This is a genomic window from Ruegeria sp. ABV3_008 (assembly GCF_056161185.1).
Genome location: NZ_JBSWYP010000007.1, coordinates 83464 through 103390, shown reverse-complemented (window position 1 = coordinate 103390; position 19927 = coordinate 83464). Strand labels below are relative to the sequence as shown.

The 19927-nt window shown below is 60.7% G+C and carries 23 protein-coding genes; 7 read left to right on the top strand and 16 right to left on the bottom strand.

Annotated elements, in window-relative coordinates; genetic code table 11:
• Nucleotides 1–143 precede the first annotated feature (143 nt).
• Nucleotides 144–1790 (bottom strand): electron transfer flavoprotein-ubiquinone oxidoreductase, encoded by a 1647-nt coding sequence (locus ACXAH8_RS13595; RefSeq protein WP_475219225.1) that lies wholly within the window; start codon nt 1788–1790, stop codon nt 144–146.
• A gap of 136 nt (nt 1791–1926) precedes the next feature.
• A complete protein-coding gene (gene soxR, locus ACXAH8_RS13590) occupies nt 1927–2382 on the bottom strand; it encodes a redox-sensitive transcriptional activator SoxR (RefSeq protein ID WP_170379057.1) in 456 nt (151 codons plus the stop codon).
• 88 nt (nt 2383–2470) lie between these two features.
• Here soxR and ACXAH8_RS13585 point away from each other — a divergent pair, with 88 nt between their 5' ends.
• The 3 genes from ACXAH8_RS13585 to ACXAH8_RS13575 all read left to right on the top strand — a co-directional run bounded on the left by ACXAH8_RS13585 (nt 2471) and on the right by ACXAH8_RS13575 (nt 4561).
• A complete protein-coding gene (locus tag ACXAH8_RS13585) occupies nt 2471–2851 on the top strand; it encodes a VOC family protein (protein ID WP_170469094.1) in 381 nt (126 codons plus the stop codon).
• A gap of 234 nt (nt 2852–3085) precedes the next feature.
• Nucleotides 3086–3556 carry a transcription elongation factor GreA gene (gene greA, locus ACXAH8_RS13580; protein ID WP_170379061.1) on the top strand — a complete coding sequence of 157 codons (471 nt, stop codon included), beginning with the start codon at nt 3086–3088 and terminating at the stop codon, nt 3554–3556.
• A 15-nt stretch (nt 3557–3571) separates the two neighbouring features.
• Nucleotides 3572–4561, top strand: coding sequence for a hypothetical protein (locus ACXAH8_RS13575; RefSeq protein WP_170678678.1), 990 nt, complete (start codon nt 3572–3574; stop codon nt 4559–4561).
• Here the strand turns inward: ACXAH8_RS13575 and ACXAH8_RS13570 are convergent.
• Genes ACXAH8_RS13570 through ACXAH8_RS13545 form a run of 6 tightly spaced genes read right to left on the bottom strand, consistent with a single transcriptional unit; the run spans nt 4558 to nt 9754 of the window.
• A complete protein-coding gene (locus ACXAH8_RS13570) occupies nt 4558–5151 on the bottom strand; it encodes a GNAT family N-acetyltransferase (protein WP_475219222.1) in 594 nt (197 codons plus the stop codon). The two genes, ACXAH8_RS13575 and ACXAH8_RS13570, sit on opposite strands and share 4 nt — an antisense overlap.
• Complete coding sequence (locus ACXAH8_RS13565; RefSeq protein WP_475219466.1) at nt 5148–7193, bottom strand: molybdenum cofactor synthesis domain-containing protein; 2046 nt, start codon at nt 7191–7193, stop codon at nt 5148–5150. Before ACXAH8_RS13565 ends, ACXAH8_RS13570 begins: the two co-directional genes overlap by 4 nt.
• 20 nt (nt 7194–7213) lie before the next feature.
• Entirely contained in the window at nt 7214–7705 is a 492-nt protein-coding gene (mobB, locus tag ACXAH8_RS13560; RefSeq protein WP_475219220.1) for a molybdopterin-guanine dinucleotide biosynthesis protein B, read from the bottom strand.
• The gene (gene mobA / locus ACXAH8_RS13555) at nt 7702–8343 is read right to left on the bottom strand and encodes a molybdenum cofactor guanylyltransferase MobA (protein WP_475219217.1); all 642 of its coding nucleotides are present in this window, start codon (nt 8341–8343) and stop codon (nt 7702–7704) included. The genes mobB and mobA overlap by 4 nt, the downstream gene beginning before the upstream one ends.
• A complete protein-coding gene (locus ACXAH8_RS13550) occupies nt 8340–8870 on the bottom strand; it encodes a hypothetical protein (RefSeq protein ID WP_475219214.1) in 531 nt (176 codons plus the stop codon). The genes mobA and ACXAH8_RS13550 overlap by 4 nt, the downstream gene beginning before the upstream one ends.
• Nucleotides 8867–9754, bottom strand: a complete 888-nt coding sequence (locus ACXAH8_RS13545; RefSeq protein WP_475219464.1) for a formate dehydrogenase accessory sulfurtransferase FdhD — start codon at nt 9752–9754, stop codon at nt 8867–8869. The genes ACXAH8_RS13550 and ACXAH8_RS13545 overlap by 4 nt, the downstream gene beginning before the upstream one ends.
• A 49-nt stretch (nt 9755–9803) precedes the next feature.
• Between ACXAH8_RS13545 and ACXAH8_RS13540 the strand changes: the two genes are divergently transcribed.
• Together ACXAH8_RS13540 and ACXAH8_RS13535 are read left to right on the top strand one after the other, a co-directional pair.
• Nucleotides 9804–10520, top strand: coding sequence for an AzlC family ABC transporter permease (locus ACXAH8_RS13540; RefSeq protein ID WP_170379071.1), 717 nt, complete (start codon nt 9804–9806; stop codon nt 10518–10520).
• Nucleotides 10517–10849, top strand: a complete 333-nt coding sequence (locus ACXAH8_RS13535; protein ID WP_170469111.1) for an AzlD domain-containing protein — start codon at nt 10517–10519, stop codon at nt 10847–10849. The genes ACXAH8_RS13540 and ACXAH8_RS13535 overlap by 4 nt, the downstream gene beginning before the upstream one ends.
• On the opposite strand, the gene ACXAH8_RS13530 is transcribed toward ACXAH8_RS13535, so the two are convergent.
• The 7 genes from ACXAH8_RS13530 to ACXAH8_RS13500 form a co-directional block, all read right to left on the bottom strand.
• Nucleotides 10838–11470: a hypothetical protein gene (locus ACXAH8_RS13530; RefSeq protein WP_170379075.1), complete on the bottom strand. Its 633-nt coding sequence runs from the start codon at nt 11468–11470 to the stop codon at nt 10838–10840. The genes ACXAH8_RS13535 and ACXAH8_RS13530 overlap by 12 nt on opposite strands.
• A gap of 17 nt (nt 11471–11487) precedes the next feature.
• Nucleotides 11488–11622 carry an aa3-type cytochrome c oxidase subunit IV gene (locus ACXAH8_RS13525; protein WP_170379077.1) on the bottom strand — a complete coding sequence of 45 codons (135 nt, stop codon included), beginning with the start codon at nt 11620–11622 and terminating at the stop codon, nt 11488–11490.
• Nucleotides 11623–11689: 67 nt separating this feature from the next.
• Complete coding sequence (locus ACXAH8_RS13520) at nt 11690–12250, bottom strand: hypothetical protein (protein WP_475219208.1); 561 nt, start codon at nt 12248–12250, stop codon at nt 11690–11692.
• Nucleotides 12237–14075, bottom strand: a complete 1839-nt coding sequence (locus ACXAH8_RS13515) for a glycerophosphodiester phosphodiesterase (RefSeq protein WP_475219206.1) — start codon at nt 14073–14075, stop codon at nt 12237–12239. Before ACXAH8_RS13515 ends, ACXAH8_RS13520 begins: the two co-directional genes overlap by 14 nt.
• 55 nt (nt 14076–14130) lie before the next feature.
• The gene (locus ACXAH8_RS13510) at nt 14131–14583 is read right to left on the bottom strand and encodes a DUF6173 family protein (protein WP_170379083.1); all 453 of its coding nucleotides are present in this window, start codon (nt 14581–14583) and stop codon (nt 14131–14133) included.
• Between the two features lie 3 nt (nt 14584–14586).
• On the bottom strand, nt 14587–15633 hold the full coding sequence (locus ACXAH8_RS13505) for an MBL fold metallo-hydrolase (RefSeq protein ID WP_475219203.1): 1047 nt from the start codon (nt 15631–15633) through the stop codon (nt 14587–14589).
• Nucleotides 15633–17336: an acyl-CoA dehydrogenase gene (locus tag ACXAH8_RS13500; protein ID WP_475219201.1), complete on the bottom strand. Its 1704-nt coding sequence runs from the start codon at nt 17334–17336 to the stop codon at nt 15633–15635. Before ACXAH8_RS13500 ends, ACXAH8_RS13505 begins: the two co-directional genes overlap by 1 nt.
• Before the next feature lie 129 nt (nt 17337–17465).
• Here ACXAH8_RS13500 and ACXAH8_RS13495 point away from each other — a divergent pair, with 129 nt between their 5' ends.
• Nucleotides 17466–18413 carry an L-threonylcarbamoyladenylate synthase gene (locus tag ACXAH8_RS13495; RefSeq protein WP_475219197.1) on the top strand — a complete coding sequence of 316 codons (948 nt, stop codon included), beginning with the start codon at nt 17466–17468 and terminating at the stop codon, nt 18411–18413.
• Here ACXAH8_RS13495 and ACXAH8_RS13490 read toward each other — a convergent pair whose 3' ends face one another.
• Complete coding sequence (locus ACXAH8_RS13490; RefSeq protein WP_170666785.1) at nt 18414–18968, bottom strand: YqgE/AlgH family protein; 555 nt, start codon at nt 18966–18968, stop codon at nt 18414–18416.
• A gap of 148 nt (nt 18969–19116) precedes the next feature.
• On the opposite strand from ACXAH8_RS13490, the gene ACXAH8_RS13485 reads away from it, so the two are divergent.
• Nucleotides 19117–19926 carry a protein-disulfide reductase DsbD domain-containing protein gene (locus ACXAH8_RS13485; protein ID WP_475219193.1) on the top strand — a complete coding sequence of 270 codons (810 nt, stop codon included), beginning with the start codon at nt 19117–19119 and terminating at the stop codon, nt 19924–19926.
• The last annotated feature ends 1 nt before the right edge of the window (nt 19927 follow it).

Here is a 19927-nt window from a genome sequence, read left to right as displayed (position 1 = left end):
GTAGAGCGATCACTCTACCCACACATCACCGTTTGCGACACAGACTTTCTTCCCAACGACAAAAAATGCCACCGGCGGGACCGGTGGCATGGAACAAGGGCGGGATGGCGGCAGGGTCGCGCCGCCAGTGCCGGAGTTTTCAGTTACATGTTTGGATAGTTCGGGCCGTCGCCACCCTGCGGAGTGGTCCAGGTGATGTTCTGGCTGGGGTCCTTGATATCGCAGGTCTTGCAATGGACGCAGTTCTGGAAGTTGATCACGAACCGCGGGCCGTCGTCATCCTCGACCATCTCATAGACGCCAGCCGGGCAATAGCGCTGCGCGGGTTCGGCGAATTTGGGCAGGTTGACGGCAACCGGGATCGATGGGTCGCCCAGCTTCAGGTGGCAGGGCTGGCTTTCTTCGTGGTTGGTCATCGCGAAGGATACGTTGGTCAGACGGTCAAAGGACAGCGTGCCGTCGGGCTTGGGATAGTCGATCGGCTTGTGCTTGCTGGCCTCTTCGGTCGACTCGGCGTCGTTCTTGCCGTGCCCCATCGTGCCGAACAGCGAAAAGCCCAGCGTGTTGGTCCACATGTCCAGACCACCCAGCGCCAGCGAGGGTATGAGGCCCCATTTCGACCACATCGGCTTGACGTTGCGCACTTTCTTGAGGTCCTGACCAATGGCCCCTTCGCGCACGTCGGTTTCATAGGCCGTCAGCTCATCACCGGAACGGTCAGCCTTGATGGCATCAAAGGCGGCCTCGGCTGCGGCTTTGCCCGACAGCATCGCGTTGTGGTTGCCCTTAATGCGCGGCACGTTGACCATACCGGCCGAGCAGCCCAGCAGCGCCACGCCCGGAGCGACCAGCTTCGGCATCGACTGATAGCCACCCTCGGTGATCGCGCGGGCGCCGTAAGCCACGCGCTTGCCGCCTTTCAGCAGCTCGGCCACCATCGGGTGATGCTTGAAGCGCTGGAATTCCATGTAGGGATACAGGTGCGGGTTCTTGTAGTTCAGGTGAACCACGAAACCGACATAGACCTGGTTGTTTTCCAGGTGATAGATGAACGAGCCACCACCTGCGTTGCTGCCCAGAGGCCAGCCCATGGTGTGCGTGACCGAGCCCTCTTTGTGCTTGGCCGGGTCGATCTCCCAAATCTCTTTCATGCCAACGCCGTATTTCTGCGGCTCTTTGCCAGCAGACAGATCGTATTTGGCGATGACTTCCTTGGACAGCGAGCCGCGCACGCCTTCCGACAGGAAGACGTACTTGCCGTGCAATTCCATGCCCGGTTCGGTGCCGGGACCGTAGGAGCCGTCTGCCTCCAGACCAAAGACACCAGCGACCACGCCTTTGACTTCGCCATTTTCGCCGTAGACTAGCTCGGAACAGGCCATGCCGGGGAAGATTTCCACGCCCAGCTCCTCGGCCTGCTCGGCCATCCAGCGGCAGACATTGCCCATCGAGACGATGTAGTTGCCGTGGTTGTTCATCAGCGGCGGCATGGGCGCGTTGGGGATACGCAGCTTTCCGGCCTCACCCAGCATGTAGAAGTTGTCTTCGTTCACCGGTGTGTTCAGCGGTGCGCCTTTTTCTTTCCAATCCGGGATCAGAGCGTCCAAACCGCAGGGATCAAGCACCGCGCCCGACAGGATATGCGCGCCCACTTCCGAGCCCTTTTCCAGAACCACGACATTCAGGTCGGCATCCAGCTGTTTCAGACGGATGGCCGCCGACAGGCCCGCGGGGCCTGCGCCCACGATCACCACATCGTATTCCATCGCTTCGCGTTCAATCTCGGCCATCGCGGGCTCCTTAGCTAACTTTCCGAATTGGCGCTTTTCTCATGCGGTCGGCGCAATTTTGTTTCTCGGCTGATTACATGGTGAGAAAGACTCAGGTCAATCGAAACACGGCGTAACAATGCCGCTATTCGACACTTCACGTGTTTGGCGAGTCGCCCATAAGGTATCTGGGACCGCTACCATGTGATTTGGCGCGGTCATCGGGGTTGTAAAGGGCGCATTTCGGCAGGCTGAGGCACCCGCAGCCGATGCAGCCGTCCAGATTGTCGCGCAATCGCGTCAGGGTATTGATTCGCTGATCCAGATGAGCGCGCAGCGTGACGCTGATGTCTTTCCAATCCTGCGGCGTAGGGGTTCGGTTGCCGGGCAGTCCCGATAGCACCTCACGGATCTCGGGCAGGGTCAGGCCGAATTGCTGGGCGATCATCACAAAGCTCAACCGCCTGATATCGGCCCGCTGATACCGCCGCTGCCCGCCTGCGTTACGCCAGGGCGAGATCAACCCCTGCGCCTCATAGTACCGGATCGCCGACACCGCCAACCCGGTACGCCGTGCCAAAGCGCCAATTGCCAGACCTTCGGAAGCTGCCATTTCACCCTCGCAAGAAATACCTTGACCTAAAGCTAGGTTTAGAAATTACGCTGAGTCGTGACAAGCCTGAAAGAGGAAAGGACCTGCCATGATGGCCACGCTTGAACACACCAACTTCACCGTCAGCGATCCCAAAGCCTCGGCCGCGTGGATGCACAAAGTGTTTGGATGGGATATCCGCTGGGAAGGCGCCGCGATGGCGGGCGGCTATACGGTGCATGTCGGCACAAAACACACCTATCTTGCCCTCTACCGCCCCGAACACCCCGAGCCATCAAACGAAAGCAGCTATGACGTGGTCGGCGGCCTGAACCACGTGGGCGTTCTGGTCGAGGATATCGAAGCGACCGAGGCCAAGGTGCGCGCGGCAGGTTTCACACCGCATAACCACGCCGATTATGAGCCGGGTAAGAGGTTCTATTTCGACGATGACAACGGGATCGAGTTCGAGGTGGTGCAATATGATTGAGATGTTGTGGCTCTGCACCCCGTCACAGCGGTGGCGCAGAGACAAACCCCCGGATCACCGCCACAGGCGTGAACCGCCTCAGCGAAACGGCGTTAAGTCGCAAATCGACGTGTGACGTCCTCTTGGCCTCTTGCATTTCACGCTCCATTTGGGTCAGGTACTGAACGACCCATCATTCGCCCCGACGCTTTACCCGCGGCGGGGCGGCTCAATTTATGCGTGGACAACAAGATTATGGAAAAGATTCCAATGACGCCTGCGGGCAATGCCGCGCTCGAGGCGGAGCTGAAAAACCTCAAATCCGTCGAGCGCCCGGCGATCATCGAAGCCATCGCTTCGGCCCGCGAACTGGGTGATTTGAAGGAAAACGCCGAATACCACTCGGCCCGTGAAAAGCAGGGTTTCATCGAAGGCCGCATCAAAGAGCTTGAGGGCATCCTGTCTCTGGCCGACGTGATTGATCCAGCCAAACTGTCGGGCGCGATCAAGTTCGGCGCCAAGGTTACGCTGGTCGATGAAGACACCGATGAGGAAAAGACCTGGCAGATCGTTGGTGAGTACGAGGCCAATATCGAAAAAGGCCTGCTGAACATCAAATCGCCCATGGCCCGCGCCCTGATTGGTAAGGACGAAGGCGACAGTGTCGAGGTTCGCACCCCCGGCGGTGTCCGCTCTTACGAAGTTCTCAACATCGAATTCGCCTGACCCGGAGGGTCTGTCATGTCGGGGCCACAACCTGACCAGGAAAGCGAACGGCCAACCTCGCTGGGCATCTATGATCGTCCTCAGCGCCCGTCTGTGACCTCGATCGAGATTGCGGCCGGGGTGCTAAGTGTCATCTGGCTGGTGGTCTCGGTCGTATTCCTTGTGCTGCCCGACCAGACACAGGGTGGCGGGTTCATTGTGACCCTATTGGCGGTTTTCTTGCCGGTAGCGATGATTTGGGTTGCCGCAACGGCGATGCGTGCCAGCCGCGTCATGCGCGAGGAAAGCGCACGGTTGCAAACCGCGATTGATGCGATCCGTCAGGCCTATGTCGTTCAGCAACAGCGCGCCGCCAGCTCGTATGAGCCGACGGTGTCCAAGAAGCTGGACGAAATCGCCGCTGTGACGAAAAAGGCCGAGGACGCGCTTGCCACCTTCTCCAGCAAGCGGCGTGAACCCTTGCAGGTCGACCCACCTGCGCAAGGAGGACAGACCTCGCTGGCGCTGGGCACCACCGCTGAAGAGATCACACCGCCGCTGACCACCGATACCTTCATCCGCGCGCTGAACTTCCCGGAGACCGAGAAAGACACCGAGGGCTTCACCGCGCTTCGGATGGCGTTGAAGGATCGAAAAGCCTCCAAACTGGTGCAGGCCTCGCAGGATGTTCTGACCCTGCTCAGCCAGGAGGGCATCTATATGGATGACCTGCGACCCGATATGGCGCGGCCCGAGGTCTGGCGTCAGTTTGCGCAGGGCGCACGTGGACGCTCGGTCGCGGCTTTGGGGGGGATTCGGGACCGTTCGTCGCTGGCGTTGACGGCGGCGCGGATGAAACAGGACCCGATTTTCCGGGATGCAGCACATCACTTCCTGCGCCGCTTCGACAACATGATCGTCGAATTCGAAGCCAATGCCAGTGACGCGGAGCTGACCGCCCTTGGTGATACAAGAACCGCGCGGGCCTTCATGTTGTTGGGGCGCGTGGCTGGCACCTTCGACTAGGCGGCAGGTACAGGCCAGCTCATCTTGGTGGCGCGGCTGAAGCCGAACAGGTGCCGAAATGGACCCGTCTTCTCGACACCCACAGGTTTGAACCCTTCGCGTTCGTACAGGGCCTTTGCCCGTAGATTGGTGTCGATCACATCCAACTGCACCTCGACCATACCACGGCGCTGAGCCTCGGCCTTGATGGCAGAGAGCAGTGTTGTGCCTATGCCTTGCCCGCGGGCCTCGGCCGCGACAAAGATGCCGTCCATCTGGAACACACCGGGCTGCAGATCGCGCTCTAACACGCTCAGAACCACGCCGCGCCAGAGCGCCCCGAACCAGCCATAGACGCATGCAAGGTCCGACAGACTGCCTCCCGCCAAGCCGCCTTTGTTGGTCTTAAAACCCGCTAGGCCCAGCATCCGGCCTTCAGCATCACGAGCAACCAGCGCGAATTCCGGGTCGAGGGCCGTTCCAAAGAAGGCCAACCCTTTTCCATCCGGTCCCATCACCTTGTGCAACTTGGCCGCAAAGGCCTGCCAGAACAGGGCTGCGGCTTGGGGTCTTTCAGCCTCTTTAAAGCCTTTGGAAACCGTGACCGTCACAGCCCAAAACTGCCGTAAGGGATAAAGCGCACCAGATCGCCCGGCTGGACGTGGCGCGCGCCGTCTTCGATCTCAACCAGCCCCTCGGCCCAGCTTAGCCCGCTGATCCGGCCAGAGCCTTCCGAGTGGAAAACCTCGACCCGCCCCTCGCGAATACGCGCGCGCAGATATTCGCGGCGACCGGGTTTCTTGCGTTTCTCAAAACCGGCGGGCACTTCGAAGCCCTGTGGTTCCTCCCACCCCTGCCCCGACATCTGGCACAGGGCAGGGCGGGCGAAGATCAAGGTACAGACCTTGGCGGCCACCGGGTTGCCGGGTAGGCCAAAGACCGGTGTGCCCGACCACATGCCCAACGCCAGAGGGCGACCGGGTTTGAGGGCAATCCGCCATTCCTGCATCGCCCCCGCCTCGCGCAATAAGGCCGAAACATGGTCCTCATCCCCTGCCGAAGCGCCGCCGCTGGTCAGGATCACATCGGCCTGTGTTGCGGCCTCATCCAACCTCGCCCGCAGGATTTCGCGGTCGTCGGCGACACGTCCCAGATCGACCGGCACAAATCCCATGCGGTCGATCAAAGACAGCAGCATGGGCCTGTTCGCGTCATATATCTGCCCGACACCTGCTGTCTCGCCGGGCTCGACAAGTTCATCCCCGGTGGACAGAACGGCCACGCGCAGAGGTTTGCGCACGGCCACCTCGGAAACACCGACCGCTGACAAAAGCGCCATATCGGCCGGTGTCAGCTTGCGACCGGCTGTCAGGACCACCTCTCCTGCTGAAACATCCTCACCCGCGCAGCGCGTGTTTGCGCCCTGTTTCAACGGGCCGTGAAAGGCAATGTGACCGTCCTGAACCGTCACGTCCTCTTCCAGGATGACCGTGTCCACGCCTTCTGGCAGAGCCGCGCCGGTCAGGATGCGCAACGCGTGGCCTGAGGGAACCGTGCCGTCGAACGGAATACCCGCCGCTGCACGCCCTTCGGTCAGCGGCATCACCTGCGCGCCCTCGGCGACTGGGCCTGCGAACCCATAACCGTCCACAGCCGTGTTGGGCTGCGGCGGGTTCGAGCGCTGCGCCACCACGTCCTCGGCCAGAACGCGACCCATTGCCTGCGCAAGCGGCACCACCTCGGCCCCTGTGACGGGGCGCAACCGATCCCGCAGCAACCCAAGCGCGTCATCCACGGGCGTCCAATTCACCCCGGCGGGTAAGGCAAAACAATCGTTTCGCAATGGCGGAGGCGATATGTTCGGTTTGTCCTGCGCTACACCCAAGATCCACCCCTCCTCTGAGGCTGAAACGTTCAATTGTCTGTCCAATTCCTGATCCGTCATCCGCGACAGAGTCAAGGCAACCTGTTCGACCTGCCACGCATCCTTGATCCGATCCGGCGGAGCCGCACCAAGGTTGAGCGAGGGCCAGATCTCGACAAACGCCACCGGTTTATCCAGTGGCTGAAAGGGCCAAACGGCGATCTTGTCCGCGAAGGTGCGGCGTAGCCGGTTCGACACGGGCAAGCCCATCATGACTTGCCCACCGACGGCCCCTGCCCCGGCCATTTGCCAGCAGGTAAAGGTACCCTTGGCCAAATGCTCGACTTTTCGTCGATCCGGAAACGGGTTGTGATAGTCCTGTTTCGTACGCGGCAGGCCAGCGATGTCGCGCCGCAGGCCATTCATCCAGAACGGGCCTTTACCGCCAAAGCCCGAATTGATCTCCCCCGCGAGGTCAAAGCGGTTGTTGGAGCTCGGAGAGTCCTCAATCCGATCTTCGAACCAGTCCCACAGGGCAAGCGGATCATGTGTTCCGGTGATTGCCTTGGCAAAGCCTGCGGGATAGCCGAAAGGGAAATCAAAGCCCAGCATCAGGCGGCGACCTGCAGACAGTTCAGTGTCGATCAGACTGTACAGCCACTCCTCGGCGACCACCCGATTGCGTAGATAGTCCAGCGCCTGCACTGCGCCGTCGCGCACCACGCAGGCCCAGATGGCATCTTTGCGAGGGCGCGGTCCAGTGTCGTTGCCTCCGGACCAATCGACCATCACAAAGCTGTCGAAAAGGCTCACAAACCGACCTCGGAGAGGATGAAATCCGCAATCGCCGCCGTGTCGTTCAGATCGAACACAGGCCGGTCCAATTCCAGCAGCGTATCACTGGCCACAGCGCGGATCGTGCCATCCGACGGGGCGATCAGGTTATTACCCGGTTCGGCGCGGAAGGCCTCGACTTTGGGGTGGCGTTCGCGTTTATAGCCCTCGATCAGCACCAGATCGACGGGAGAGAGGCGGGCGAGCAGAGAGGCCAGTGTAGGCTCCTCCGCGCCGCGCAATTCCTGCATCAGGGCAACGCGTTGGCCCGAGGCCAGAAGAACTTCGCTCGCGCCTGCCATTCTGTGGCGATGGCTGTCGCGACCCGGCTGATCGACGTCAAAGGAATGATGCGCGTGTTTGACGGTCGAGACGGTGTAGCCGCGGCCGGTGATCTCGGCCACCAGCCGCTCCATCAACCCGGTTTTGCCAGCGTTCTTCCAGCCGGTGACGCCGTAAATCCTCATGTCTGCTCCAACAGTTTTTCGGCGCGCGCGAGGTCGTCCGGTGTGTTGACATTGAAGAACGGGTCAAACGGGCCTGCGGGGAAAAGCGCCTCACGCCCGTCATGCTTGTCGGTCCACAGAACAACCTTGCGTAGCCCGTCGTTCAAAGCGGCGCGCAGATCGTCACGCAGCGCCACGGGCCAGAGGCCGAATGTCGGGTGCCGGTTGACCTTCTTGCCGCCTGACTTCAAGGCCTCATCTCCGGTGCGGGGCGTCGTGGCAAGGACGAGCGGGTGCGTTTGACCCTGAGCCGCCTCGGTCAGCCGCGCCACCAAATCACGCGGGAAGAACGGCGTGTCTGCAGCGGCGGTGACGATACTGTCAGCCCCCTTCTCTGCCGCCCAATCCAGCCCGGCCAGAACCCCGGCCAAAGGGCCTGCAAACCCCTCTATCGAGTCCGGCAGAACGGGAAGATTCAATTCCGCAAACCGCGCTGCGTCTCCGTTGGCGTTCAACGCAAGGCCATCCACCTGCGGGCCGAGGCGGTCGATGACATGAGACAACAAGCTCTGCCCCCCGATCTGCAAAAGCCCTTTGTCGCCGCCGCCCATCCGGGTCGCAAGGCCACCTGCGAGGATCACTCCGAGGGGTTTGGTCATGTTTGGTCTTCGACCTCCGGCCATTTTTGGAATTTTTCGAGCGGCAAAACATAGCCACTGCCAATTATGGCTAGCATCGCAACAAGCCAAAAAATCGATGGCGAAGATGTGGCAGTTCCGAGCCACGCACCGATCTTCGCTGAACCAGCAAGATAGATCAACGACAAACCCGGCAACCCCACTATCCAGAAGCAGCGCCGATAGAACCTCGCAGCCTTTCGAACGGAAGTGTCTAACTCTTCGGGCAAAGGCAAGCCGCGGATCGCAACACGCTGAAAAGTTTGCATCTGGTCTCGAAGGCGCAGCCCATCTGCTTTCCAGTCCGAACCCAGAAATGGCAGAGTCTCCCAAATGCTGACATATGGCCCCGCTTTCAAGCCGAGGAGATTCAGCTTATCGGGACCAAGAGCTTCAAGCCCTTCCACGATGGTTTTCTTGCTGCGTTCGAAATGCAGAAACGATCTTATCATAACCCATCCTATCGGAATCACGAGAAGAAATGGAATCATGAACAAGACCGCACTCATCCCGCACTCTTCCTGCGATGTTTCTTGTCCTCGACCGCCACGCTTGCCGGGTCCACGTCGCGCAGCAGGCGATCCTCGCCGGACAGGCACACAAAGCGCTGCCCGCGCATGCGACCGATCAGGGTCAGGCCGACCTCGCGGGCGATCTCCACACCCCAGGCGGTGAAACCGGACCGGGACGCCAGAACCGGAATGCCCATCATCGCCGTTTTGATCACCATTTCCGAGGTCAAACGCCCCGTGGTGTAGAGGATCTTGTCCTCCGCCGTCTCGTTCTCGGACAGCATCCAGCCGGAGATTTTGTCGACGGCGTTGTGGCGACCCACATCCTCCATATACACAAGCGGCCGGTTTTCACGGCAGAGAACCGTGCCATGGATCGCACCGGCCTCAAGGTACAAAGAAGGCGTACGATTGATCTTGGCAGCCAGATCGTAGAGCCACGAGGTCCGGACCGACACTTGCGGCAGGCGCACGTCCTCCAACCCCTCCATCATGTCTCCAAAGACCGTGCCCACGGCACAGCCACTGGTGCGGGTCTTTTTCTTCAGCTTGTCCTCATAGGAGGTTTCGCGGGCCGTCCGCACAACCACGGTTTCGAGGTCATCATCATAGTCGACCCGTGTGATTTCATCATCAGCCAGCAACATCCCCTGATTGCGCAGGAAACCCAGCGCCAGATACTCGGGATAGTCGCCAATGGTCATTGCGGTCACGATTTCCTGGGAATTGAGGAAAATCGTCAGCGGGCGTTCCTCGACCACCGAAATCTGGCTGACTTCGCCATTCTGGTCCACGCCTTCAACCGCACGCGTCAAACGGGCCGCGCCGGGATCGGGGGCGATGATATAGTCCGAGACATCCAGTTCTGTCACCAATTGCAACCCCTTCCCAAGACCGCTACTGCTGCTGCGAATACCATAGGATTTAGCCATGGCAGACGCCACATCCAAGTCATACTTCTGGAAAGGGTTTCGCGACGGGACACCCTTCATTTTTGTCGCGATTCCATTTGGCACCCTGTTCGGGGTTTTCGCCGCCGAGGCCGGGCTGGATATCGTTCAGGTCGTCGCATTCTCGGCCACGGTTTTCGCCGGAGCAGCGCAATTCACCGCCCTGCAATTGCTGCAGGAGAACGCGCCGACAGCCATTGTACTGGCCTCGGCCCTTGCGGTGAATTTGAGAGTGGCGATGTATTCAGCCTCACTGACGCCGTTTCTGGGGGCTGCCCCAATGTGGCAGCGGGCCTGCGCCGCCTATCTGACGGTTGACCAGTCTTATGCCTGTTCGATCGTTCAGTTTGAGAAAGAGCCAAAGATGACCGTGCCGCAGCGCATGGCTTATTTCATCGGCTCGGTCACGCCGATCACGCCGTGCTGGATTCTGGCGACCTATCTGGGCGCAGTTTTGGGCACCCGGATCCCAGAAAGCTGGGCTTTGGATTTCGCCCTGCCGATTACCTTTCTGGCCATGCTGGGGCCGATGATGCGGACGCTGCCCCATGTCATTGCAGCCCTTGTGGCGCTGGTCGTGTCGTTGCTGGCCGTGAGCGTGCCGTTCAATTTGGGCCTGCTGATCGCCGGAACCGCAGGCATGATCGCTGGTGCTCAGGCCGAGGTGATCTTGGATCGTAGAAAGGCGCACGCATGACGCAGATCGACCCCACCACCATGTGGACCGTCATTATCGGCCTGGCCATCGGCAGCTTTGCCCTGCGCTTTGTGTTCATCGGCTTTGTCGGAGACCGCCCGATGCCACCCTGGCTGCTGCGCCACCTGCGCTACACCGCCGTGGCGATCCTGCCCGCGCTGATCGCGCCGCTGGTCGTGTGGCCTGCCGCGACCGAAGGCCAACCCGATGCGGCCCGAATGGCAGCTGCGGCAGTGACGCTGTCTGTTGGAGTATTCACCAAAAACGTGCTGGCCGCGATCTTTTCAGGCGCGGCCACACTTTACGGTCTGCTATATCTACTGGCTTGAAGCTGCGTCCAGCTGGTTCAGAGCGGCATTATTGGCCGCCAGACCTTTTTGCAGATCGGCATCGTCATTCTCGCGATATTCTTCAGTGATGACACCGGGAATTTCGGCGAACTGTTCCGATAGCTTGATCGGAAAGAAGGTCACTTCGATCTGCTCGAATCCGGGCACCTGCTGCAACAGCCGCGCGGTCGAATTGGCGCAAAAAGACCCTGCGACAGGGCCGGTCTGCTTGGCCAATTGCAGCGCGATCTCGGCCTGTTGCGGCGTCACCTGAATGGTCTGGATACGGGCAAAATGCGTCTCGCGCGCGTGAGAGCTGCGATAGGCGCGCTCGACCGCCGGGGTGATGCCATAGAGAACATCATCCCGCACCGGAACGATATCCGCGCGGAACGAGCCTGCTGGGTCAAAAATAACCCTCTCGCTGGCACCAATCATCAACGAGGTATGCGCTCCCGAACCGGAACGCGTGTTGATCATCGTGTAAAGAGTCAGGGTTGACGGCCCCGGATCTCGGTAGGACCGCGATACGATCTCAGCCTGATCTGCCTGAGGGCGTTTAGAATTCGCGCAACCAGCCACTGTTGCCGCCAGCAGGCAGGCGATCAAAATTCTGAACACGGTCGACCCCGAAAGATTTAGGACGCGTAAAGCGCCAGCAGGAAGGCCAGTATCGCGATGGCGACGCAGCACCAGACGGTGGCCTTGATGAAGCCCTCAAAGGTTTTGGTTTGAACGGTGATGTCCATTTCGCCGTGCTTGTGTTCAGCCATGAGTCTCAGATTCCCAGTTCGCGTGTTTAATCGCTGGATAATCGAAAATTTCGGGCCTGTCACCACGTCATTCCAGCGCAGGGACCCTGTCACCCAACACAAAACACCCTGGATAGCCGAATCCCCACCGCCACGGCAGTCCGCTACAGGGGCCGCCACCGAATCGGACCGCGCCGTAGAGGGCGTCCGAGGTCAGCGAATGGACCGAGCGTATCTGCTCGGGCGTCATGTCATAGCGTTCCGCATAGGCCTGCGCGTGGGTCTCGCCATGGGTTTCGACACAGACCTGCAAAGCCTGATCGGCAGCAAGGCGTGCATCATAGCTTTCAGCGGCCGTCTGCGCGCCACCGGCGTTGTGATAGGCGCGGTCATGGGTCACGCAGCAATACTCCCAAGGCGGGTGTTCCTGATACAACTCACCGATCTGAGGGAACGTATCGGCCACCCAGCGCCAGCTGGCCGACAAGCCGCCCGAGCATCCGTCAGTTTCGAACGGGATCAGCTCGGCATCGCCGCGTTGTGCGATCAGGGCACGGTGCGAGGGCATCTCGACCGCGCGCATCAGGTCTTGAGACGTGGCCGGGCTGGCCAGCAAGACCAGGCCCAGCGCCAGTTTATGGGCTGTCATCGCGCATCGCCTCGGTATCGACGGTCATGCCGAAGGTTGTGGCCAGCCAAAGCAGCACGCGTTCGGCAGGGCCCATTTCGGCGCGGACGCGTAGAACCTCGCGCGCCATGGCGGGACGGTCCGTAATCAGCCCGTCCACCCCCATCGAGGCCATTGCGGACATCTGCAGCGGGTCATTCACCGTCCAGACATAGATCTCCTTCCCCGCCGCGTGGACCGAGCGGATCAGTCCCGGAGACACGGTTGCCGCGTTCACCGCAACAAAATCGCCTTCCAGCCCCGCCAGATTGCCCACCGCCGTCGCAGCCAGCACACCCGCGCGCCAATCCGGGCGCAGCGCTTTCATCTTTTGCACGGCCGGATATTTCAGCGACATAGTGGCGATGTCGTCCTGCATATCGAATTCTTCGACCAGCGCGGCGACCCGGTTTTCCAGATCGACATCATGGCCGTAATATTTTAGCTCGATAATGACTTTGGATTTGCCTTTTGTCGCCTCCAGTACCTCACGCAGTGTTGGGGTGCGTTGGTCGGCATATTCCGGGCCAAACCAGCTGCCGATGTCGATGGATTCCACATCCTCCATCGTAGCGTCCCAGATTTTGGTCGGGACCCCTGCCAGTTTCATGAAGTCACTGTCATGGGCCACGATAACAACGCCATCAGCCGTTTCCTGAACGTCGATCTCAACCCAATCCGCGCCATCTTCGATCGCTTTAATAACCGAAGCCATGGTGTTTTCTGGCCGGAGCGCCGCAGCCCCGCGATGGCCGATAACATCGGCATGATCCTCGGCTTGAACGCGTTCCAGCAGGTTGTGGCCGAACCAGCCACCCAGCAGAAGAGCAGCTGCCGCCAGCCCGACCGCTGTGAACAGCGAGGCCTGAATGCGGCGCGGCTCGGGATGGGGCGGCTCATCCGTCTGAGGTTCAAAGAACTTGTCCAGCAGAACCGCCAATGCACCCAGCGCAGAGGCGGCCAGCACCAGCCCGGCCAGAGACCACAGCCCTGCAATCGCGAGGCTATAGGTCAGCGCCAATTTTAGGTTACTGCTGCCTTGCAACGGCACCAGTCCAAACAAAAGCCCGGCCACCCATGCAATCGCCGCTGCAATCGCAAGGCGCATCGCCAGCCATGCAACCAAGGCCAGTTTCAAGCGCCCGCGTTTGCCCTCCATCCGGGACGTGCTGATATTGAACACATGCGCCGGGTGGACGTTTTCAAACAGCACCAAATGAAGTGACAGAGCCCAGCCCGACAGCTTGCGGATCAGCACCCAAGCCATGGCCAGAGCCACCGCGCCGATCACGGCCACAGCCACCATAAAGGCGGGCGGGTGGAAGGTCAGGTAGTAGTTGATGTCGTATTCGGTCAGCGTCCACCATGCGATCAACGCGGCAACCGCCAGAAACGGCAGCGCCAATAGCAAAACCCGCAGAATGAACCGGGCCGCAAAGCCGAATAGCGATGGCAGGCGCGACAGGACCAGACCGATCGCCGCACTGCCCGCGCGCCACGGATCGGCCTCTCCCATCCTCAAAGAGGCTGCCATGACCGCGAAGACAAACACCTCGGCCAATAGAAAAAGGCTCAGCACCACGATGGCCGCGATGAAACCGGCGGGCGAAAGGATGAAGGCCGCGATATCCTGATCCGTCAGCGCAGTTTGATCGGACAGTGAAACCGCCAGATTGACCGCCAGAGCGACACCGGGCGCGACCAGCGCGATTAGCAGCAGCCGCACCGCCAGATAAATGGGCACAAAGACCCTGCGTCTTGCCCAGGCGCCGGAATAGGCATTTGTAACGGTTGAAAAAATGGACATGCGAACACCCTTGAATGATGCATGCATTCAAGGGTGTGCAGGCGTGAATTGCAAGTCAGCTGTCTTCGAGATCGGCCGCTAAACGGAACCCGATGCGGTTCGCGGGCTTGTCCTCGACCGATTTGGGCAAGGCGCGCAGCATCACGTTCAGCTGGCTGACATGCTGCACCAGCTGCGTGCGCGCGCCTGTTCCATCCGAGCCGAAGAACGTGATGATATCTGGGTCGAAATAGCCCATCCCCTGAATCCGCATCACACCCGCGTCACCTCCGGTGAAACCCATTGCGACCTCGTGATCGCCATCGAGTGTTTTCTCGAAGTTCTGGATATAAAGGATTAGACGCTCATATGCCCATTGCGCGGCGCTCTTGGTTTCAACAGGTTTTTTCAGCTGCCCCGGCAGGGGCTGGGTGCCGGACTCGGCCTCGGAATCTGCATGAACCTCATAGCACCGCGGCAGGGCATCCGCTTCGGCGGCCTCAGCCGAGGTTTCAATCTTGTCCTGCATTCATCACCCTTTTCGCTGAAACGTCCACGCCCCGTCCGCGCGTCGCGTCCGGGTAACAGCTCCACTGTGATGAAGATGGTTCATATGTGCAACCGCTTCGACCAGCGCCAGACCGTATTCACCTTCACGAATGGTACGCTTGAAGAGCGGGGCAAAACACTCGGCTGCGGCTTTGGGTTGGTCCAGATATTCCAGCAGACGCTCTAGCGCGCCGTGGTGGTTCTCGATCAGCTGACGCATGCGCAGCGGCAGACCGGTAAAGGGCAATTTGTGGCCACCCAGAACCAGATGATCCGGGCGGGCCAGCTTTTGCAGCCGCTCGCAGGCCTCGATCCAGTCCGAGACCGGATCGGCCATGGGTTCAGTTGCATAGACGCCCAGATTGGGGCTGATCGAGCCGAGGATCTGATCGCCACTCAGCACCAGATGATCATCCCGGCTCCAGAGTGTTATGTGTTCGGGCGCGTGACCGTTGCCCATATGCACGCCCCACTCGCGCCCACCGATACGGATTACGTCGCCCTGTTTGATCCGTGTGAAGCCGAGGGGCATTGGATAGACCGTATCGGCAAAGTTGAAGGGACGATCGGCCTTGCGCTTTTCCAGAAAGGCAGGGTCCATACCCGCGCTCTGATAGAAATCCAGCGTCTCTTGCGGCCAGTTTTCCTGCACGTCCAGCGTCAGCATCCGCGAAAACAGCCAAGCGGTGCGGCTTGTCACCAGCTCGACCCCATGTTCGGCCTGAAACCAGCCGGCATTGCCCACGTGGTCGGGGTGGTGATGGGTGACAACAGCGCGACGAATGGGCTTTCCGGCCAGAGGGCCCGACATCAACTCAGCCCAGATGCGACGGGTTTTGTTCGAGGACATCCCGGTATCAATCACCGTCCAACTGTCACCGTCATCCAGCGCATAAATATTCACATGGTCGAGCGCCATTGGGAGCGGCAAGCGCATCCACAACACGCCCTCGGCAATCTCGATGGCTTCACCGGGGGCGGGCGGCTCAGGCCACGGATATCGGATGCCCGATGGCTCCACTCCGTCCATTACGCGCCCAGATCTTCGGCGCTGAGGGCAAAGAGGTCATCCGCCCCGTTCTGCGCCTGCGCCAGCAGACCGAGATATTCGGGCAGCAAGGCATTGATGTAGTAGCGCGCCAGTCGCGCCCGCGGGCCATCCGGATCGGCAAGGGCTGCGGCCAGATGGTAGTGCCCTCCCAAAACCCGCGCAAAGGCGCGCAGGTAGGCCGCGGCACCCGCAAAGCGCGCGTTCATATTGTCCTGCGCCACCATCCACTCGGTCGCTTCGCGCAGGGATTCCGTGGCCTCCCACACCGGACCGGCGAGATCGGGCATCTTGGAGCGGGCCTCTTCGGCGTGATCTTCGATCTCATCGAGCAAGCTGGCGGCAGCGTCTCCGCCATCCATCATCTTGCGGGCGACCAAATCCATTGCTTGGATGCCGTTGGTTCCCTCATAAATCGCGGTCACGCGGACATCGCGGTAGTACTGGGTTGCCCCTGTTTCTTCGACGAAGCCCATGCCGCCATGAACCTGTACACCGGTCTCGGCGACGCGCATCCCGGTCTGTGTGCCAAAAGCCTTGCCAATCGGGGTCAGCAGAGCAGCCCGCGCGGCCCAGTCGGCATCTCCGGTCGCGTGCGCCATATCAATCGCTGCGGCATTCGCCAGCATGATCGCCCGCGCCGCAAATACATCCGCCCGCATTTCGGCCAGCATCCGGCGCACATCCGCGTGGTCGATGATCGTGCCCGAGGGCGTCTTGCCCTGTTTCCGTTCCATCGCGTAGGCCAGCGCGTGCTGATACGCGCCCTCGGCGACACCGACGCCCTCACCGCCAACACCCAGGCGTGCGTTGTTCATCATGGTGAACATGGCCGCCATACCGCCATGCTCTTTCCCAACCAGCCAACCCGTGGCCCCGTCATACTGCATGACACAGGTCGGAGAGCCATGGAGACCCAACTTGTGTTCCAGCGACACGACGCTCAGGTCGTTGGCAGCGCCGGGGTTGCCCTGCGCGTCGGGCAGGTATTTCGGAACCAAAAACAGCGAAATCCCCTTGGTGCCCGGAACCGCGTCGGGCAGACGGGCCAGAACCAGATGGCAGATATTCTCGCAGAAATCGTTGTCGCCCCAGGAGATATAGATTTTCTGCCCGGTGACCGCATAAGTGCCGTCACCATTGGGCTCTGCCCGTGTCGTCAAAGCACCTACATCTGACCCGGCCTGCGGCTCGGTCAGGTTCATCGTGCCCGAATAGGCGCCAGACATCAGCTTGGGTAGGTACAGCGCCTTGAGCTCGTCACTGGCATGCGCCTCAAGCGCTTCGATCTGACCCTGCGACATCAAGGGGGCCACCTGCAGCGACAGGCAGGCCGCACTCATCATCTCATTGACCGCCGAAGTGACGGCCATCGGCAGACCCATGCCGCCATAGTCGGGGCTACCGCTCATCCCGATCCAGCCGCCTTTGGCGATGGCTTTCCAACCCTCAGAATATCCGGGTGAGGTGCGAACAACGCCGTTTTCCAAGCGCGCCGGTTCCAGATCACCGGGGCGTTGCAGCGGGGCAAGAACCTCTTCGCACATCTTGCCCGCTTCCGTAAGGATCGCGCTGACCACATCCGGGGTTGCGTCAGCGAATCTCTCGGTGGCCGTGATCTGATCCAAACCCACCACATGGTGGAACAGGAATTCATAGTCAGAAACTGGGGCGCGGTATGGCATGGCTTCCCTTGCGGTCTGTCGGCACGGCCGCACTTGGAATCTGCGATCAGCGCCGGTATGCATCTTTGCGTATTGGGATTACCTACTCTTCCCCATGTTGCAAGCAACCAAAACGCGGCGTCACCAGATATGATCCCCACCACTCTTGAGCTGACAGCCGACCCCAACGGCATCGCCCGTGCTGCAGATCTTTTGCGTCAGGGCCTGCTGGTCGCCTTCCCGACCGAGACGGTCTATGGCCTGGGAGGTGATGCTAGAGACGGTGAGGCCGTGGCCCGGATTTACGAGGCCAAGGGTCGTCCCAGTTTCAATCCACTGATCGCCCATGTCGCCTCGATCGAGGCGGCGCAGCGGTTTGTGCAGTGGTCGGATCAGGCCGAGCGTTTGGCGAATGCGTTCTGGCCCGGTCCGCTGACCTTGGTTCTGCCGCTGAAGCCGGGGCACGGTGTGTCATCGCTGGTTACTGCAGGGTTGGATACTTTGGCCGTTCGCGTGCCTGCGCATCCCACGGCGCGCGCTTTGCTGGCGGCAGTTGACGGGCCGGTTGCGGCGCCATCGGCCAATCCCTCGGGTCAGATTAGCCCAACGACGGCAGCACATGTTCATGCGGGTTTAGGTGGTCGGATCGCCGCCGTTCTGGATGACGGCCCCTGCGGTGTCGGGTTGGAATCCACCATCGTCGGACTGGCCGGAGAGCCCAGCCTGCTGCGCCCCGGAGGCGTCGCGCTGGAACAGATCGAGACCGTCTTGAACACCCGTCTTCACCTGCACAAAGCGGGAGATATGCTGACCGCTCCGGGGCAGTTGCAATCGCACTACGCTCCGGATGCACCGGTCAGGTTGAATGCCGAAACCGTGCAAGGGGATGAGGTTTTGTTGGGGTTCGGCCCGATCGCCTGTGACGTGAACTTGTCTGAAACAAGCAATCTGACCGAGGCAGCGGCCAATCTGTTCGCCGCGCTGCACAGCCTGAATGAAACCGGGCGTCCGATCGCCGTCTCTCCGATCCCCGATCATGGGCTGGGGGCGGCGATCAATGACCGTCTACGCCGCGCCGCCGCGCCGCGCGACACTTAACTAGGCACGACCCGCGCTGGCCGAAAGGGTCAGCGGGTCAACGCCCAGCGTGGCCAGGGCCTTTTCCCATTTGTCGTCATCGGGCACATCGAACACCAACTCCGAGGATGCATCCGCTGTCAGCCAGCCATTCATCGCAATCTCATCCTCCAGCTGGCCGGGCCCCCAGCCGGAATAGCCCAGCGTCAGCATCGCGTTCAGCGGGCCACGCCCCGCGGCCATATCCTCTAACACATCGAGCGTGGCCGTCATGCTGAAGTCTTCCGAAATCTGCATCGAGTGCAAGTTGGCATCATAGTCGGAACTGTGCAGTACAAAGCCACGCGACATCTCGACCGGGCCTCCAAAATGCACCAGACGCTCGCCTATGATAGGAATGCGACACGGGATGTTGAGCTGCCCCAGCAGGGTTTTGAACCGCAGATCAGAGGGTTTGTTGATGATCAAACCCATCGCGCCATCGTCGCCGTAGCTGCAGATATACACAACCGAGTGATCAAAGCGCGGATCGCCCATCCCCGGCATCGCAATCAACAGTTTTCCGGTCAGGTCCATGCGAGGTTTCTCTTGCTCGTTACCCCTAAACAATGAACCTGCGGCACTGGTATTGGCAAGGGAGCAAAGCTGATTTCAGCAGATTTCACTCAGGTGACCCGAACGTGACTTGGATTTCAGGTCCGCACGGCGCATGTAATGGGGTATGATGACTCGCATGAAATCCTCGGTTGCCCTTCTGATCGCCTGTCTGGGCCTGTCCGCACCCGCCTCGGCGCAGGGTTTGGACGGCGTTGTTGCGCTGGATGTTCTGGACGGAGGGCGCACGGCCAATGGGACCTATCTGGGCGCGCTGCGTCTGACCCTCAAAGAGGGTTGGAAGACCTATTGGCGCGCGCCGGGCGACGCCGGGATCCCGCCGCAATTCGATTGGAGCGGGTCCGGAAACGTGGGCGACGTGCGTATCACCTGGCCCGCGCCCGAGATTTTCGACCAGAACGGCCTGAAATCCATCGGCTACGAGGATCAATTGGTACTGCCGGTCGAGATTACGCCCAAGAACCCCGCCAAACCTGTGCGCCTGCGTGGTGAGATGGATCTGGGGGTCTGCAAGGACGTGTGCATCCCGCAGCGTCTGGATTTCGACCATAAGGTTAACACCAATGCCGGGCGCAACCCCGCAATTGCGGCCGCGTTGGCGCAGCGCCCCTACTCGGCCCGCGAAGCGCGTGTGGCAAAGGCCAGCTGCCACCTGACACCGACTTCGGACGGTATGCAGATCGAGGCGCGGGTGACCATGCCTTCGGCCGGAGGGCAAGAGGTTGCGGTGATCGAGCCAGGGAACCCGGTCCTTTGGGCCTCGCAACCCGAAACGCAGCGGCAGGGCGGCACTCTGATTGCAAGGTCCGAGGTCATCAGCGCCTCGGGCGCTCCCTTTGCGCTGGACCGGTCCGAGATTCGGATCACGGTTCTGGGCGCCAATCATGCCGTGGACATTCAGGGATGCTCTGCAGGCTGAC

Coding starts and splice junctions, on each gene's coding strand:
- ACXAH8_RS13595 (WP_475219225.1), bottom strand. CDS start 1,790: ATGGCCGAGATTGAACGCGAAGCGATGGAATACGATGTGGTGATCGTG.
- soxR (WP_170379057.1), bottom strand. CDS start 2,382: ATGGCAGCTTCCGAAGGTCTGGCAATTGGCGCTTTGGCACGGCGTACC.
- ACXAH8_RS13585 (WP_170469094.1), top strand. CDS start 2,471: ATGATGGCCACGCTTGAACACACCAACTTCACCGTCAGCGATCCCAAA.
- greA (WP_170379061.1), top strand. CDS start 3,086: ATGGAAAAGATTCCAATGACGCCTGCGGGCAATGCCGCGCTCGAGGCG.
- ACXAH8_RS13575 (WP_170678678.1), top strand. CDS start 3,572: ATGTCGGGGCCACAACCTGACCAGGAAAGCGAACGGCCAACCTCGCTG.
- ACXAH8_RS13565 (WP_475219466.1), bottom strand. CDS start 7,193: ATGGTCGATTGGTCCGGAGGCAACGACACTGGACCGCGCCCTCGCAAA.
- mobB (WP_475219220.1), bottom strand. CDS start 7,705: ATGAGGATTTACGGCGTCACCGGCTGGAAGAACGCTGGCAAAACCGGG.
- mobA (WP_475219217.1), bottom strand. CDS start 8,343: ATGACCAAACCCCTCGGAGTGATCCTCGCAGGTGGCCTTGCGACCCGG.
- ACXAH8_RS13550 (WP_475219214.1), bottom strand. CDS start 8,870: ATGAGTGCGGTCTTGTTCATGATTCCATTTCTTCTCGTGATTCCGATA.
- ACXAH8_RS13540 (WP_170379071.1), top strand. CDS start 9,804: ATGGCAGACGCCACATCCAAGTCATACTTCTGGAAAGGGTTTCGCGAC.
- ACXAH8_RS13535 (WP_170469111.1), top strand. CDS start 10,517: ATGACGCAGATCGACCCCACCACCATGTGGACCGTCATTATCGGCCTG.
- ACXAH8_RS13525 (WP_170379077.1), bottom strand. CDS start 11,622: ATGGCTGAACACAAGCACGGCGAAATGGACATCACCGTTCAAACCAAA.
- ACXAH8_RS13520 (WP_475219208.1), bottom strand. CDS start 12,250: ATGACAGCCCATAAACTGGCGCTGGGCCTGGTCTTGCTGGCCAGCCCG.
- ACXAH8_RS13515 (WP_475219206.1), bottom strand. CDS start 14,075: ATGTCCATTTTTTCAACCGTTACAAATGCCTATTCCGGCGCCTGGGCA.
- ACXAH8_RS13510 (WP_170379083.1), bottom strand. CDS start 14,583: ATGCAGGACAAGATTGAAACCTCGGCTGAGGCCGCCGAAGCGGATGCC.
- ACXAH8_RS13505 (WP_475219203.1), bottom strand. CDS start 15,633: ATGGACGGAGTGGAGCCATCGGGCATCCGATATCCGTGGCCTGAGCCG.
- ACXAH8_RS13500 (WP_475219201.1), bottom strand. CDS start 17,336: ATGCCATACCGCGCCCCAGTTTCTGACTATGAATTCCTGTTCCACCAT.
- ACXAH8_RS13495 (WP_475219197.1), top strand. CDS start 17,466: ATGATCCCCACCACTCTTGAGCTGACAGCCGACCCCAACGGCATCGCC.
- ACXAH8_RS13490 (WP_170666785.1), bottom strand. CDS start 18,968: ATGGACCTGACCGGAAAACTGTTGATTGCGATGCCGGGGATGGGCGAT.
- ACXAH8_RS13485 (WP_475219193.1), top strand. CDS start 19,117: ATGACTCGCATGAAATCCTCGGTTGCCCTTCTGATCGCCTGTCTGGGC.